This is a genomic window from Paenibacillus sp. FSL R5-0749 (assembly GCF_038595085.1).
Lineage (GTDB): Bacteria > Bacillota > Bacilli > Paenibacillales > Paenibacillaceae > Paenibacillus.
Window position 1 is genome coordinate 331,741 of the sequence record NZ_CP152005.1, and the last position, 14,733, is coordinate 346,473.

A 14,733-nucleotide genomic window follows, 5' to 3' on the forward strand; every position below is an offset into this window, starting at 1 on the left:
TTCGAATCTAGTTTTCAGAGAACGATCTCTGAAATGTAAGCTATGCGTTTGGTGGCGATGGCGGAGGGGTTCCACACGTACCCATCCCGAACACGACCGTTAAGCCCTCTAGCGCCGATGGTACTTGGACCGCAGGGTCCTGGGAGAGTAGGACGCCGCCAAGCGAAACCCCACTGGGGTATTTTTTTTCGAAAATTGATAAGGGCCCTTAGCTCAGTTGGTTAGAGCGCACCTCTGATAAGGGTGAGGCCGGTGGTTCGAGTCCACCAGGGCCCATAGCAAGACCACAACAAGAAATACAACAGAGTATGGGGCCATAGCTCAGCTGGGAGAGCGCCTGCCTTGCAAGCAGGAGGTCAGCGGTTCGATCCCGCTTGGCTCCACCATTCCCTGATAGCTCAGTTGGTAGAGCACTCGACTGTTAATCGAGTTGTCACAGGTTCGAGTCCTGTTCGGGGAGCCATTAAGGCCCGTTGGTCAAGGGGTTAAGACACCTCCCTTTCACGGAGGTAACAGGGGTTCGAATCCCCTACGGGTCATAGCAATACCTATTGCTTTAACAAGGGATGAGAATCCCAAAGGTTCGTCGGAGGATATGCCTCGTGAGCAGCTGCTTCGCAGTCTCGAACGAAGTGAGAGTATCCCCTACGGGTCATATTATGGAGGCTTAGCTCAGCTGGGAGAGCATCTGCCTTACAAGCAGAGGGTCGGGGGTTCGATCCCCTCAGCCTCCACCATATTATCTTTTTAACGACGCGGGGTGGAGCAGCCCGGTAGCTCGTCGGGCTCATAACCCGAAGGCCGCAGGTTCAAATCCTGCCCCCGCAATTCACTTTCCTTGAGAAAGTATTATGGAACCGTGGTGTAGTTGGCCTAACATGCCTGCCTGTCACGCAGGAGATCGCGGGTTCGAATCCCGTCGGTTCCGCCATTTTATATATTCTTCAGGGATGAGAATCCGTTTTTGGGTTCGTCGGAGCATTCACTTCGAGAGCATAAGCTTCGCAGTCTCGAACGAAGTGAGAGTATCCCGTCGGTTCCGCCATTTTAATTTTATAAGGCTCGGTAGCTCAGTCGGTAGAGCAGAGGACTGAAAATCCTCGTGTCGGCGGTTCGATTCCGTCCCGAGCCACCATTTTTCACACCATGTAATACGCCGGTGTAGCTCAACTGGTAGAGCAACTGACTTGTAATCAGTAGGTTGGGGGTTCAAGTCCTCTCGCCGGCACCATGTAATCCTGGAGGATTAGCGAAGTGGCCAAACGCATCAGACTGTAAATCTGCTCCCGTACGGGTTCGGTGGTTCGAATCCATCATCCTCCACCAGTTTTTCTATGAGTCATTAGCTCAGTTGGTAGAGCACCTGACTTTTAATCAGGGTGTCGAAGGTTCGAGCCCTTCATGACTCACCATTATATGCGCGTGTGGCGGAATTGGCAGACGCACTAGACTTAGGATCTAGCGTCTTTGACGTGGGGGTTCAAGTCCCTCCACGCGCATTCTTTATTTGCGGAAGTGGCTCAGCGGTAGAGCATCGCCTTGCCAAGGCGAGGGTCGCGGGTTCGATTCCCGTCTTCCGCTCCAATATTTGCGCCCTTAGCTCAGCTGGATAGAGCGTTTGACTACGAATCAAAAGGCCGGGAGTTCGAATCTCTCAGGGCGCGCCATTATAACTTCATATTTTGCCGGCGTGGCGGAATGGCAGACGCGCTCGACTCAAAATCGAGTGGGAAACCGTGGAGGTTCGAGTCCTCTCGCCGGTATAGATAACGGGATGTAGCTCAGCTTGGTAGAGCACCTGGTTTGGGACCAGGGGGTCGCATGTTCAAATCGTGTCATCCCGATTTTTTTATTTGCGGGTGTAGTTCAATGGTAGAACTTTAGCCTTCCAAGCTAATAGCGTGGGTTCGATTCCCATCACCCGCTTACATATTGAAAAGAAAGAGATGGTCAACACCATTTCTTTCTTTTTTTGCATTTATAGGCATATGGATCATGATTGTATGCCAAGATTACAGATGATATGGCCAACTAGCATGTACGAGCATGTATTCAACCTCATAATACATTCCCCACTTTTTTAGACTTGTTCTTAGTAATTCTTGAAGTGTTCCAATGAAGAGGTTTAGTGCATCTTCGAACACTTGAATATTTTTTCTGTATCACATTTATAAAAACGCTTACAAAAATAGCTTGCGTAAATCATTAACCTGTAATACCATATCAATTAAGCGCTTAACCTTTAGGGGTAAGGCGCTTAAACTTAACTTAGATTAAGCGCTTAACCCGTAAAGGAAAGGAAGGCGATCAAATTCATGAATACAATTAGATTAACGATGGCTCAGGCACTGCTTCGATATCTGGATCAGCAATATATCTCGGTTGACGGGGTGGAAACCAAGTTTGTGAAGGGAATCATCGGTATTTTTGGACATGGCAACGTAACAGGCATTGGAGAAGCGCTGGAGCGCAGTCCGGGAAGCCTGAGGTATATGCAAGGCAAGAACGAACAAGGTATGGTGCATACGGCAGTAGCCTATGCCAAGCAGAAGAACCGTAGACAGATCTATGCATGTACAACATCCATTGGACCTGGTGCTTTAAATATGATTACAGCGGCAGCTACCGCAACGGTGAACCGGATTCCGGTTTTATTGCTGCCTGGAGATAACTTTGCTACGCGGGAACCGGACCCGGTACTTCAGCAGTTGGAAGTGAGCAGTGATTACACGATCTCAGCCACTGATCCATTCAAAGCCGTAAGCAAGTATTGGGATCGTATTGTTCGTCCCGAACAGTTAATGATTGCTGCTACACAGGCCATGCGTGTACTAACTGATCCAGCAGAGACAGGAGCGGTAACACTCGCACTGCCGCAGGACGTACAGGCAGAAGCGTACGATTACCCGGAATCATTCTTTGCACGCAAAGTGCATTATCTGGACCGTCGCCCCCCGGTACAAGCAGCCATTGAACGGGCAACGGAGCAGATTGCCCGTGGCAGAAAGCCGCTTCTCGTTGCAGGCGGCGGTGTGTTGTACTCTGAGGCGTCCGTTCAACTCGTGGAGTTCGCCGAGGCATTTGGCATTCCGATCGCCGAGACGCAGGCGGGCAAGAGCGCAGTCTCTTGGGACCACCCACTGAATGTGGGGGCCATCGGGGTTACCGGCTCTCTGGCAGCTAACAGGCTGGCGAGAGAAGCGGATGTGGTGATCGGCGTCGGAACTCGTTTCTCCGATTTTACGACGGCGTCCCGCTCTGCTTTTCAGCATCCGGAAGCTTCATTCATCAACATCAACCTGAACGGTATGGACGCCGCCAAGTTAGGCGGAGAAGCCATTCTGGCAGATGCACGCGAAGGATTGCATGCTTTACAGAAGGAATTGCAGGAAAGACAATACCGTAGTGCATATGGCGCATCCGAAATCGCTGATCTCCGTACTGAGTGGAATGCAGAAGTAGATCGGCTGTATGGAGCACAGCATGAAGCAGGGCTGGCACAGACCACGGCAGTTGGCATAGTTAATCGGACCATTGATCCATCTTCCGTTATTGTGTGTGCGGCAGGCAGTCTACCAGGAGACCTTCATCGTCTGTGGCGTGCGGCTGAACCAAAGACGTATCACATGGAGTATGGATTCTCCTGCATGGGGTACGAGGTGAGTGGTGCGTTCGGAGCAGCACTTGCCGAGCCAGATCGTGAAGTGTACGCCATGGTCGGTGATGGCAGTTATCTGATGTTGCATTCAGAGTTTGTGACCAGCTTGCAGGAACAGAAGAAGATGACCGTTCTATTATTCAACAACAATGGTTTCCAGTGTATTCATAATTTGCAGCGGGAACATGGTAGTGATGGTTTCGGCAATGAGTTCCGTTATAGGGAATCCGAGAGTGGACGACTAACGGGGGATTACATGCCAATAGACTTTGCTGCACATGCCCGAAGCATGGGAGCCAAATCCTATAGAGCGGAGACAGCAGAACAGCTGGAACAGGCACTTCGAGATGCGAAGAACGAAACGGTGAGTACGTTGATTGAGATTCCGGTCGTGCCTGGAACCAATGCAAGTGGATACGAGTCTTGGTGGAATGTAGGAGTGCCAGAAGTATCTGCCGAAGAAAAGGTAGTTCATGCTCATCATACTATGCAAGCCAACCGAGCCAAAGCAAGACTTATTTAATCGGATTTAATAGAGCATTTTTCTAAAATAAAGCATTATTTGTACTCCTCACGGTATAAATCGGTGGACGTATTTATCTATATATTGAAACTAAGAGCACTGCATTCCAAGTGAACCATACATGCTGAACGACAAAGGAGACGTGGAGCAATGAGCAAGCTGCCATTCCAGCTTGGGATACATCCGATCAATTGGGTCGGTGAAGATGTGAAAGAGCATGGTGATACGACAACGTGTGCGCAGATTCTGGATGACATTCAGCGCCTTGGGCTGACAGGTACAGAGATGGGACGTAAATATCCAACTGATCCCGCTATACTGCGTGAGGAATTGAGCAAAAGGAATATCAAGCTGGTCTCTCAGTGGAAATCCGTACTGTTCTCCGACCCGGCATATCGTCAGTCAGAGCTGGACAGTTATCGCAGACATGCGGAATTTCTTCAATCTATGGGCAGTAAGGTGATCAGTACGGCAGAGGTAGGTGGGTCACTTCATTTTGATCCAAGACGAACTCCGCATGAAAAAGAAGTGCTTAGACTCAGCGAATCGGAATGGCATATCCTTGCTGAAGGGTTGAACGAGGCAGGAGCTATCGCCCATGAACACGGGTTGAAGCTTACGTACCATCATCATGGAGGCACAGTGGTCGAACAACCGGATGAGATTGATCGACTGATGGAGTTGACGGACCCTTCTCTCGTATATCTACTCTATGATACAGGTCATGCCTACTATGGCGGGGCCAATCCGCTGGAGCTGCTGCGCAAACATTATGATCGGATTGCCTATATCCATCTGAAAGATATCCGCCCTCATGTGCTGGATGAAGCACGCGCGGAGCAGTCTGACTTTGTCGGTTGTATTCGCAGAGGCGTGTTCACCGTACCAGGGGATGGATGCATTGATTTTGCACCAATTCTGCACGAACTGATCACACGAGGGTACGATGGTTGGGCGATGCTTGAAGGAGAGCAGGACCCTGCAATTCATAACCCGTATGAGTACGCCAAGCGATCTTTGAGCTATATGGAGTCCTTATACCAACACAGCTAATACAGAAGTAGCGATGGGGAGAGGACCATACTCATGAAGTGAAAAGGAAAAAGGCAGCAAGAGTATAACGTTACAATTGGAAAATAAACCTGACCTATTCTAGACGTTTACGAGTCCTCACCAATGGAATGAGTAACGAGTCTAGATATCCATATGCAACAAGTAATATCCCACCACAGAAAGGGGCTCACATGCAATGACTTACGTATCCTTTCCGGTATCCAGGAAGAAGGATTTCACCGCGATTGGCCGTTTGTGCATCGACTTGAACGCCAATGAGATCAATCGCCCGATGGAAGAGACGATGACGTTCACGAAGTATGTTGGCGGATCGCCGGCCAATATTACGATAGGCATGTCTAGACTGGGTATGGAGACGGCTTTTATCGGTAAGATCGCGAATGACCAGATGGGTCGATTCATCCATAGCTATCTGGAAAAGAACGGCATTGACACATCAAACGTGGTCACAGATGACACCGGAGCGGTGACAGGGCTTGCTTTTACCGAGATCAAAAGCCCAACCGATTGCAGTATTTTAATGTACCGGGACAATGTAGCGGATCTGTTATTACGGGCGCAAGAGGTGCAGGAACAGTTAATTGCTGACTCTAAAGTGCTGCTAATCTCAGGCACGGCCCTCGCGCAGAGCCCATCCCGTGAAGCCGTATTACAGGCACTAACGTATGCGAAAAAACATGGAACCGTTATTGTGTTTGATCTGGACTATCGCCCATACACCTGGACATCGGACGAAGAGACAGCGGTCTATTATAACCTTGCAGCCGAGAAATGCGATATCATCCTGGGCACACGCGAAGAGTTCGACATGATGGAGACATTTGACCATAATCCGGATCATAGTGATCAGGTGACTGCACAGAAATGGTTTGATTTCTCAGCGAAGATCGTTGTCATTAAACACGGTAAGGAGGGGTCCATTGCTTATACGCGTGAAGGGCTTTCCCACCGTGCGGACAGCTATCCGGCAAAAGTAGTCAAAACGTTCGGGGCAGGCGACTCCTACGCAGCCGGGTTCCTGTATGGGTTGATGCAGGGCTGGACGATTGAGCGCAGTATGGCGTACGGCAGCGGCGCAGCAAGTATCGTTATTTCGAGCCATAGCTGTTCGGATGCGATGCCAACGGTAGAACAGGTGAATGATTACATCGAACGTTGCAATCGGGGCGAGATTACCGCGCTCTGAAGCAGATTGCAATACTTTGAATAACACGCTCATACAGATCAACATCACTAATATCAGTTGAACATAAGGGATCACACATAAGCGAAGGGAGACAGGGCTATGGGAAAAGGGATTTCTGAAGCGTCTACAACAGCGACAATGGTACAAAACTGGATTGGGGGTGCCTGGGTGACCCCAGCGGCAACCCGTACCGAGCCGGTTGTGAATCCGGCTACAGAAGAGGTCATTGCACATGTGCCACTGTCTGAACAAGCGGACGTAGATCTGGCTGTACAGACGGCACGGGAAGCGTTCAAGTCATGGAGCGGCACACCGGTTCCACGCCGTGCACGTATTCTGTTCCGATACCAGCAGTTGCTGGTCGAACACTGGGAAGAGCTCGCCCGCCTGGTAACGCTGGAGAACGGCAAAAGCTACGCCGAAGCGTATGGTGAGGTACTGCGTGGCATTGAGTGTGTCGAGTTCGCGGCAGGTGCCCCGAATCTGATGATGGGTAAACAACTGCCTGATATCGCGACAGGACTGGAGTCAGGCATGTATCGTTACCCAATCGGAGTTATTGGGGGAATTACCCCGTTCAACTTCCCGATGATGGTGCCGTGCTGGATGTTCCCGCTGGCTATTGCATGCGGTAACACCTTTGTCCTGAAACCGTCCGAGCGTACACCGCTCCTTGCAGGCCGCCTGGCAGAGCTGTTCAAGGAAGCAGGGCTTCCGGATGGCGTGCTCAACATTGTACACGGTGCACATGATGTCGTGAACGGTCTGCTGGAACATAAGGATGTTCAAGCGATCTCCTTTGTCGGATCACAACCTGTAGCTGAATACGTCTATACCACTGCATCCAAGCATGGCAAACGGGTACAGGCACTCGCGGGTGCCAAAAACCACTCCATCGTTATGCCGGACGCCGATCTGGATCTAACGGTAAAAGAAATTACGAGTGCAGCCTTTGGCTCAGCAGGGGAACGCTGTATGGCATGTTCAGTTGTTGTGGCTGTGGGTGATGTGGCTGATGAACTGGTACAAAAACTGGTGGAAGCAGCAGATCGTATTACCATTGGTAATGGTATGGATGAGGGCGTGTTCCTCGGTCCTGTTATCCGTGGACCACATAAAGAGCGTACACTCGGTTACATTGAATCCGGAGAGCAGGAAGGTGCGGCATTAATTCGGGATGGACGTAAGGATCAGGCGACAGATGGTTCGGGTTATTTTGTAGGGCCAACGGTATTCGACCAAGTGGAGAGTAATATGAAAATCTGGCAGGATGAGATCTTTGCTCCAGTGCTTTCGGTGGCAAGAGTATCTACCCTGGAGGAAGCCGTTGAGCTGGCAAACCGTTCCGATTTTGCTAATGGTGCGTGTCTGTTCACCCGCAGCGGGGCAAGTATGCGTCAATTCCGTGAGACAATTGATGCGGGCATGTTGGGTATTAACCTAGGCGTACCTGCACCAATGGCATTTTTCCCGTTTTCCGGTTGGAAAAAGTCCTTCTATGGTGATCTGCATGCCAATGGTACGGATGGTGTTGAATTCTACACTCGCAAGAAGATGGTAACGGCGCGCTGGTAACAACCAGAGCATAACTCGGGCTAAGGGGAACGCTCAGCCCATATGGACGCACATAGGGAGGATAACGGAATGGGCAAGGACAAAGTGAGAATTGGCATCATCGGTGCTGGACGGATCGGCAAAATTCATGCAGACAATCTCCTGCGTAACCCGCATGCCGAGATTGTGGGAATCAGTGACTTGTTTGCAGGTCCTGAATTGGAGGCATGGGCCTCCACACGTGGCATCCCTGTTGTAACAACGGATAGCAGTCAGTTGATCTCGATGCCTAATGTAGACGCGGTGCTGATCTGTTCTTCAACAGATACACATGTGCCGCTGATCGAACAGGCCGCCAAGGCAGGCAAACATATCTTTTGCGAGAAGCCAGTCAGTATGAATCTGGCACAGACCCAAGCGGCTGTAGCAGCGGTTCAGAAGGCGGGCGTGAAGCTGCAAATCGGGTTTAACCGCCGTTTCGATCACAACTTCAGACGGGTACGTACTCATGTGCAGGATGGTACGATTGGTGATCCGCATATTATCAAAATTACGTCTCGCGACCCGTCTCCACCACCTGCGGAGTATATCCGGGTGTCTGGCGGGATCTTCATGGACATGATGATCCACGATTTTGATATGGCCCGTTATCTGTCAGGAAGTGAAGTGGAAGAAGTCTACGCTCAGGGCAATGTGTTGATCAATCCGGTCTTTGCAGAACATGGCGATGTGGATACGGCAATTGTAACGATGACGTTTGCCAACGGGGCGATTGGTGTTATTGATAACAGCCGTCAGGCTGTATACGGGTATGACCAGCGTGTAGAAGTATTTGGTTCAATGGGCAGCGCCGCAGCGGCGAATGACCATCCGAATACGGCTGAGATCAGTACAGCGGCCGGGCTAATGCGCGACAAACCGTTACACTTTTTCCTGGAACGTTACAATGAAGCGTATGTGCAGGAGACAGCTCTCTTTATCGATGCGATCATCCACGATACACCCGTTATCGTAGATGGCCACGATGCAGTACAGGCAGAGCGAATTGCGCTGGCAGCAAAAATGTCCATGGAGCGGGGAAGACCTGTGAAGCTGAGTGAAGTCCCTGGGTTGTCCCTGGAATCGCAAACGGCAACGCCATAAGTGGATGATTAAAGTCACTTTTTCTGGATAGAGCGCATGAATAAGTCCAAGTTTTGTTTTTTTATAAGGTTCAGATTGTTGTGGATGACTACAGAAAGGAGTGGATAGCAAGATGTCAGAACGTATTGTGAAACCCGTGGTCAACCCGGAGGGAGACGGTACACTTATCAACGTAACACCGGAGTCGGCCGGGTGGGAATATGTTGGATTTCAGGTAGCGAAGTTGGCAGAAGGGGAGACGCTAACCCGTGAGAGCGGTGATCAGGAACTCTGTGTGGTGCTTCTCAGTGGTTTCGCCAATGTAAGTACCCGCGAGCATACATGGGATAATATCGGAAAAAGAATGAGTGTTTTCGAGAAAATTCCGCCGTATTCAGTCTACGTCTCAACTTCCGATCAAGTGCAGATCACAGCACGTACCGAACTGGAAATCGCTATATGTGTTGCACCCGGTAAAGGCACGTACCCGGCTCGTCTTATTGCACCTGAAGATGTAGGGGTAGAGGCGAGAGGGTATGGCAATCTGGAACGCCAGATTCATAACATTTTGCCGGAACAAAAGGAAGCGGACAGTCTGCTCGTTGTTGAGGTGTTCACACCAGATGGGCATTGGTCTAGTTATCCGCCACATAAGCATGATCGGGACGCACTTCCGGATGAATCTTTGCTGGAAGAGACGTATTATTTCCGTGTACAGCCTGAGCAGGGGTTTGCCATTCAGCGCATATACACGGATGATCGCTCTGTAGATGAGACGTTGGCAGTGAAGAATGGCGAAGTGGTGCTTGTTCCAGACGGATATCATCCGGTAGGTGCCCCTCCGGGGTATGAGGTCTACTATCTGAACGTTATGGCTGGCCCAACTCGGACTTGGAAATTCCATAACGACCCTGACCATGAGTGGTTGATGAAAAAGTAAAACAGTTCATGCTACGCAGATTGTGCTCACTTCAGGTTGCGTATGCAGACTTCCCCCTGCATAATGAGAAGAGAACAATGATGTATGCGAATCAATTTCATAACTCACTAAAAATGGATTTCTGTAACTTAGCCTTGATTGAAGCAGCTAAAGGTATCATGAAATTGACTCATGTATAACGCAATTTATATATAGCAAAAATGGGGAAAAAACAATGAAAGCAACCATATACGATATAGCACGCGAGGCGGGGGTATCCATTGCAACCGTCTCGCAGGTCATTAATGGCAAAGGCAAGATCAGCGAGAAACGGCGCGCGGAGATTATGGAGATCATGGAACGCCTTCACTATCAACCCAGCGCAATCGCAGCTGCACTTACAGGCAAGCAGACGTATACATTGGGGCTGCTCGTACCGGACATCTCAAATCCGTATTTTGCAGAACTCGCCAGAGCGGTGGAGGATCGTAGCCGTCAATTGGGCTACAGCGTGGTCATCTGCAGTACGGATAATAAGGACGAGCGGGTAGAGCGTTACCTGAACCTGCTCCAGCAAAAAAGGGTCGATGGCATGATGATCGGAACCGGGATCGATAATGCCGAAATTTTATCTCCCCTCCTGCAACAATCGATACCTGTTGCTCTGATTGCCCGTCATATGCCATCCCTGTCCGTACATACGGTCACCATTGACGACATACTCGGCGGGGCACTCGCAGCGGAGCATCTGCTTGAACTTGGGCACACCCGTGTAGCGGTATTGTCGGAACCGTCCAAAGTCAGCAGCAGTCAGGAACGTGTACGCGGATTCCGTGAAGCATTGATTAAGGCAGGTTATACGTTGGAACCGACTCAGATCCGAGAATCCGCAGCTGACTTGAGTTCGGCCAAAAAAGAGGCGCTACTGCTGCTCCGTGAGGACGATCACCCAACAGGTTTGTTCTGTTGTAATGACATTCAGGCCATCGGTGCTCTTCAGGCAGCCAAAGAGCTGGGGCTACGTGTGCCAGAGGATGTGTCGATTATCGGGTTTGATAACACCATTCTAGCCTCGGTAACCAGTCCACCGCTTACGACTGTAGCCCAACCAATTGAAGAACTGGGGCATCGCGCTGTAGACCTGTTGATAGAAGAGTTAAAGGATGAGCGTAAAGAACCGCAGAAGATTGTGCTGAAGCCTGAGCTGGTTATCAGAGACTCGGCAGGCCGCGTATTGCGCTGATAAAATTAGGTTGTTTCGATGTAACCTAACAAGGCGTCAGTCCAAGTTGATATGCGTCATATCCCTGTGTGGAGATCCGGATATCGTTTGACCTCACATTCTGAACATGTACGGTAACAAAATAACAGATAAGCCGCGCTCGCCCTATGGGTGAACGCGGCTTATTGACGTACATTTTAAATTATTATTTTAGCTACTAGTGGTATTGAGAGAATAACATAGTATAACAAAACATTATCGATTGCATAGCAGCAGTAAATAAGAATAACTATGGAAGAGAAGAAGTATGATGATATACTGGAAAGTATCATTAATTACCATTTTATATATGTTTTGTGGTGTGTGGAGGGAGAGTTATGATTAAAAGAATTAAGATAATTATGGGTGTCGCTGCAATTATTGTTGTTGCAGCTATTGCGGCGCGTATGTATACCTCTGGTCAATATGCGATGTACATCCCCAGTAAACATACGACGTTTCGAGCTGAGGTGACAGATCATATGAGCATGCTGGATCGCTTGGATCGACTGACCATTAGAAAAGTTTCAAGTGCAGATCCGAATAATGATGAGGATGAAGTGACGATCACAGATCCCAACGAGATTAGGGGTATGCTGAAGTTGTTAAAGGATGTTGAACTTAAAAAGGTTCGGGAATTGCACGTTTCCGAAAGGAATCCGCATTACTACGAGTGGCGAGTTACCATTAACAAAGAAGGTCGCTTTACGGATCGATTCGGACTGACCTTCTATAATGAACATTCCCTCTCAATCTACAGCGAGGCGAAAACAAGAGATAATCTGAAAGAATACGAGATTACTAATGAGTTTAGCCTGAATGAGATGGAACGCCTATTTGAAAAACTGAAGGAGGAGCAAACAAGACCGTGACCAACTATCATGTCCGTCCGATTGAGGAAGAAGATATCCCTTTTCTGTGGGAGATGTTATACGCATCCCTGCATACACGAGAAAATGATGAACCTCTCCCAATCGAAAGTGTTCATACACCTGAACTGTCCAAATACGTTGAAGAATGGGGAAGGGAAGGAGACTTCGGATATATTGCAGTTGACCAACATAACCGAAGATTAGGTTCAATAACATTACGATTCTATACGGATCAGAATGCGGGATACGGTTATGTGAATGCAGCTACGCCAGAGATGGGGATGGCTGTAACACAAGATGCACGTGGAAAAGGAGTAGGTACCTTACTGCTTCAGAGCGCATTAGATGAGGTGGAACGGAGGGGAATTGAAGCAATCTCCCTCAGTGTTGATCCCGATAACCAAGCGATTCGCTTGTATAGGCGGTTAGGGTTTGTGGAGAAAGGCCTCTGTGGTACATCGGTAACGATGGTACGAGTGAGTACTTCGAAATCTTAAAGGATAAGCGATCGTTCTATAAAGTAAGAAAACAAGGGTAAGCAAAGTATTCCTGCATAATAAAGGCGCTTCCTCATGGGAAACGCCCTTTTTTTCACGTGAAGCACGTACATATTACATATTCTCTTTGAACTCACGTTGTAATACCTCAATTTATTTCAACAAAAATGCCAAAGCTTCGTCATACGTTTCCCATTGGAATTCCGTCTGATGGGCTGATTCCTTGGAAATCCGATTCAATTGCATTTTGGCGATCGCACCACCTACGGCTACACTGGCTCGCTGCATACCCCAATCTAGCAGTAATTTCTGATGCTCCACAATTTTTTCTTTGGTATCCTGAGGAAATGCCTTCATCGTTCTCATGTCCACGAGCACATCAAACGAATTTCCCAATTGCGCCGCTATTCTCTGAATTTCTTTATTCGCTTGTTCGACATGTTCAGGAGTAACAATACCTTCCCAGATAATTTCAATAATAGGTTTAGTTGAATCCAAACGTCTAACAGACATGTAGGCAACTCCTCGATTATAAAATAATATGTAATATATGAGACTATAAGCCTATTAATTATACCCTTTTATAACGAGAATGAAAACTGAAATCATAATATAGTGGTTCTTATGGACTACTTTTTCCTAGCGAAGTTAAATTCAGGGATTGTTCTCATATTGTCATTGGCAGGAGATTGAATAGCTAAAAGCCATCCAGAGGATAAACTCCGGATGGCTTCAATAATTGTAACATGATAAAGTGAAAATCCTGCGTCAGTTAGAAGCCAATCTTCAAACTGTTACCTTCCGTTGCTACACCTTTGGATAGGGAAATGCTTAGCTTTTGTTCTGCCGAGAAACCGAGTGTCTCCCCATCATGCAGTGTGACGTCGTTTTCAACCACATACGTTGTGGTCATGAACATCATCTCAAATACATCGCTTAAGGCTTCAGACGATTGTATAATCTCCATCTCTTCTTTTCCAAAGTTACGTAGTCCGTAAGTATAAGCTGAAGCGCCTTCGGCATTTTGAAATAATCCGATGAAAATCCAGAGCGAGACGGGCAACTCATCATGTTTGATCCCACGGCTGGTTTCGACATACTGACTGGCTTCCACGACAAGGGGGGCCATGTATATTGCCAGCGCGTGATCCAACTGTAACAAGGCACTCGCTGTTTGAGTGAACAGAACATGTCCTTCAATTGCATTGGTTGCATTCAGGACCGATACAATAATCTGAGACTGGTGCCGTGAGGTAACTTGCTCCGCTTCTCGCCAAAGGATGTTTAGCCTGGCATTCTCCTCAACTTCACGATCTGGTACAGGCGCGGCAATATGAGCGCATACCACCTGCATTCCATTCACTTCGAAAAAAAGATTGCCCTCCTCCGGTCGTTCCTCAATCTCAATATTCCATTCGTCCCTCATATTTCTGATGAAGAGGTCAAAATCACAATCGTCACGCTCCAGCAGGACAAAACCCACGATGGTCTCACTGTAATTCGTGGATTCGACAGCACCACTTGCAGGCACCTTTTCCTTTTTGCGTCGCCGAAGCTTATCAAACAATCCCATGACATGTTCTCCTTCCGATCCCAGATTGATTCTGGTCATTGTACACTGCTATCTATTCACTACCTTACCATAACGGAGTTAAGATGAATCGCAGCAATGCACCTATCGACAGGAAATTACAGGAACAGGACCAGCAACAATGCAATGATCGCAGGCAATCCTTGTTTGATGATGATTGACCGTGAGGAAGTTGCTCCTCCATACAGAGCCGCGATAATCACACACGCCAGGAAGAAAATCTGAATATGCTGTCCAACGGCAGCATCCGGATATACGAGTCCCCAGATCAGACCTGCCGCAAGAAATCCATTGTAAAGGCCTTGATTGGCCGCGAGCGATTTGGTGGATTTGGCGAATTCCGGCGTGAGATTGAAGGTTTTCATTGTGCGTGGTCGAGTCCACATGAACATCTCCATCACCATGATATAGAAGTGTTCGACAGCTACAAGAGCTACAAAAATGATGCTAATCAATGGAAACACCTTGCTTTCTAT

The 14,733-nt window shown here is 48.5% G+C and carries 12 protein-coding genes, 17 tRNA genes and 1 rRNA gene; 27 read left to right on the forward strand and 3 right to left on the reverse strand.

Annotation, left to right across the window (positions count from 1 at the left end; genetic code table 11):
• Window positions 1-47 precede the first annotated feature (47 nt).
• From rrf to MKY85_RS01590, 27 genes are all read left to right on the forward strand, one after another.
• A 5S ribosomal RNA gene (gene rrf / locus MKY85_RS01460) occupies window positions 48-164 on the forward strand.
• 38 nt (window positions 165-202) lie between these two features.
• Window positions 203-276 (forward strand) — tRNA-Ile (locus MKY85_RS01465).
• 34 nt (window positions 277-310) lie between these two features.
• Window positions 311-386: transfer RNA gene (locus MKY85_RS01470), tRNA-Ala, on the forward strand.
• Between the two features lies 1 nt (window position 387).
• Window positions 388-463 (forward strand) — tRNA-Asn (locus MKY85_RS01475).
• A 4-nt stretch (window positions 464-467) separates the two neighbouring features.
• Window positions 468-539 (forward strand) — tRNA-Glu (locus tag MKY85_RS01480).
• Between the two features lie 122 nt (window positions 540-661).
• Window positions 662-737: transfer RNA gene (locus MKY85_RS01485), tRNA-Val, on the forward strand.
• Window positions 738-754: 17 nt separating this feature from the next.
• Window positions 755-828 (forward strand) — tRNA-Met (locus MKY85_RS01490).
• A gap of 25 nt (window positions 829-853) precedes the next feature.
• Window positions 854-931: transfer RNA gene (locus MKY85_RS01495), tRNA-Asp, on the forward strand.
• A gap of 128 nt (window positions 932-1,059) precedes the next feature.
• Window positions 1,060-1,135, forward strand: a tRNA-Phe gene (locus tag MKY85_RS01500).
• Window positions 1,136-1,155: 20 nt separating this feature from the next.
• A tRNA-Thr gene (locus tag MKY85_RS01505) sits at window positions 1,156-1,231 on the forward strand.
• Between the two features lie 9 nt (window positions 1,232-1,240).
• Window positions 1,241-1,326, forward strand: a tRNA-Tyr gene (locus tag MKY85_RS01510).
• A 10-nt stretch (window positions 1,327-1,336) separates the two neighbouring features.
• Window positions 1,337-1,412: transfer RNA gene (locus MKY85_RS01515), tRNA-Lys, on the forward strand.
• A 6-nt stretch (window positions 1,413-1,418) separates the two neighbouring features.
• A tRNA-Leu gene (locus MKY85_RS01520) sits at window positions 1,419-1,499 on the forward strand.
• A 10-nt stretch (window positions 1,500-1,509) separates the two neighbouring features.
• A tRNA-Gly gene (locus tag MKY85_RS01525) sits at window positions 1,510-1,584 on the forward strand.
• A 6-nt stretch (window positions 1,585-1,590) separates the two neighbouring features.
• A tRNA-Arg gene (locus MKY85_RS01530) sits at window positions 1,591-1,667 on the forward strand.
• A 17-nt stretch (window positions 1,668-1,684) separates the two neighbouring features.
• Window positions 1,685-1,763 (forward strand) — tRNA-Leu (locus MKY85_RS01535).
• 7 nt (window positions 1,764-1,770) lie between these two features.
• Window positions 1,771-1,844: transfer RNA gene (locus tag MKY85_RS01540), tRNA-Pro, on the forward strand.
• A gap of 11 nt (window positions 1,845-1,855) precedes the next feature.
• Window positions 1,856-1,926 (forward strand) — tRNA-Gly (locus MKY85_RS01545).
• A gap of 389 nt (window positions 1,927-2,315) precedes the next feature.
• Window positions 2,316-4,181 (forward strand): 3D-(3,5/4)-trihydroxycyclohexane-1,2-dione acylhydrolase (decyclizing), encoded by a 1,866-nt coding sequence (gene iolD, locus MKY85_RS01550; protein ID WP_342571608.1) that lies wholly within the window; start codon window positions 2,316-2,318, stop codon window positions 4,179-4,181.
• Between the two features lie 150 nt (window positions 4,182-4,331).
• Window positions 4,332-5,234 carry a myo-inosose-2 dehydratase gene (iolE, locus tag MKY85_RS01555; RefSeq protein WP_342571609.1) on the forward strand — a complete coding sequence of 301 codons (903 nt, stop codon included), beginning with the start codon at window positions 4,332-4,334 and terminating at the stop codon, window positions 5,232-5,234.
• Between the two features lie 196 nt (window positions 5,235-5,430).
• Window positions 5,431-6,441, forward strand: coding sequence for a 5-dehydro-2-deoxygluconokinase (gene iolC / locus MKY85_RS01560; RefSeq protein WP_339258375.1), 1,011 nt, complete (start codon window positions 5,431-5,433; stop codon window positions 6,439-6,441).
• Window positions 6,442-6,540: 99 nt separating this feature from the next.
• Entirely contained in the window at window positions 6,541-8,016 is a 1,476-nt protein-coding gene (locus tag MKY85_RS01565; protein ID WP_339239128.1) for a CoA-acylating methylmalonate-semialdehyde dehydrogenase, read from the forward strand.
• Window positions 8,017-8,085: 69 nt separating this feature from the next.
• On the forward strand, window positions 8,086-9,138 hold the full coding sequence (iolG, locus tag MKY85_RS01570; RefSeq protein WP_342571610.1) for an inositol 2-dehydrogenase: 1,053 nt from the start codon (window positions 8,086-8,088) through the stop codon (window positions 9,136-9,138).
• A gap of 112 nt (window positions 9,139-9,250) precedes the next feature.
• Window positions 9,251-10,057: a 5-deoxy-glucuronate isomerase gene (gene iolB, locus MKY85_RS01575; RefSeq protein ID WP_074093115.1), complete on the forward strand. Its 807-nt coding sequence runs from the start codon at window positions 9,251-9,253 to the stop codon at window positions 10,055-10,057.
• 214 nt (window positions 10,058-10,271) lie between these two features.
• Window positions 10,272-11,279 (forward strand): LacI family DNA-binding transcriptional regulator, encoded by a 1,008-nt coding sequence (locus tag MKY85_RS01580; RefSeq protein WP_339239131.1) that lies wholly within the window; start codon window positions 10,272-10,274, stop codon window positions 11,277-11,279.
• 356 nt (window positions 11,280-11,635) lie between these two features.
• Window positions 11,636-12,169, forward strand: a complete 534-nt coding sequence (locus MKY85_RS01585) for a hypothetical protein (RefSeq protein ID WP_342571611.1) — start codon at window positions 11,636-11,638, stop codon at window positions 12,167-12,169.
• Window positions 12,166-12,666: a GNAT family N-acetyltransferase gene (locus MKY85_RS01590; RefSeq protein ID WP_342571612.1), complete on the forward strand. Its 501-nt coding sequence runs from the start codon at window positions 12,166-12,168 to the stop codon at window positions 12,664-12,666. The genes MKY85_RS01585 and MKY85_RS01590 overlap by 4 nt, the downstream gene beginning before the upstream one ends.
• Window positions 12,667-12,819: 153 nt before the next feature.
• Here the strand turns inward: MKY85_RS01590 and MKY85_RS01595 are convergent, their stop codons facing one another.
• From MKY85_RS01595 to MKY85_RS01605, 3 genes are all read right to left on the reverse strand, one after another.
• Window positions 12,820-13,179, reverse strand: coding sequence for a hypothetical protein (locus MKY85_RS01595; protein WP_342571613.1), 360 nt, complete (start codon window positions 13,177-13,179; stop codon window positions 12,820-12,822).
• 259 nt (window positions 13,180-13,438) lie between these two features.
• Complete coding sequence (locus MKY85_RS01600) at window positions 13,439-14,239, reverse strand: DUF4261 domain-containing protein (protein WP_342571614.1); 801 nt, start codon at window positions 14,237-14,239, stop codon at window positions 13,439-13,441.
• Between the two features lie 116 nt (window positions 14,240-14,355).
• Window positions 14,356-14,712, reverse strand: coding sequence for a DUF1304 domain-containing protein (locus tag MKY85_RS01605; protein ID WP_036608019.1), 357 nt, complete (start codon window positions 14,710-14,712; stop codon window positions 14,356-14,358).
• Between the last annotated feature and the right edge of the window lie 21 nt (window positions 14,713-14,733).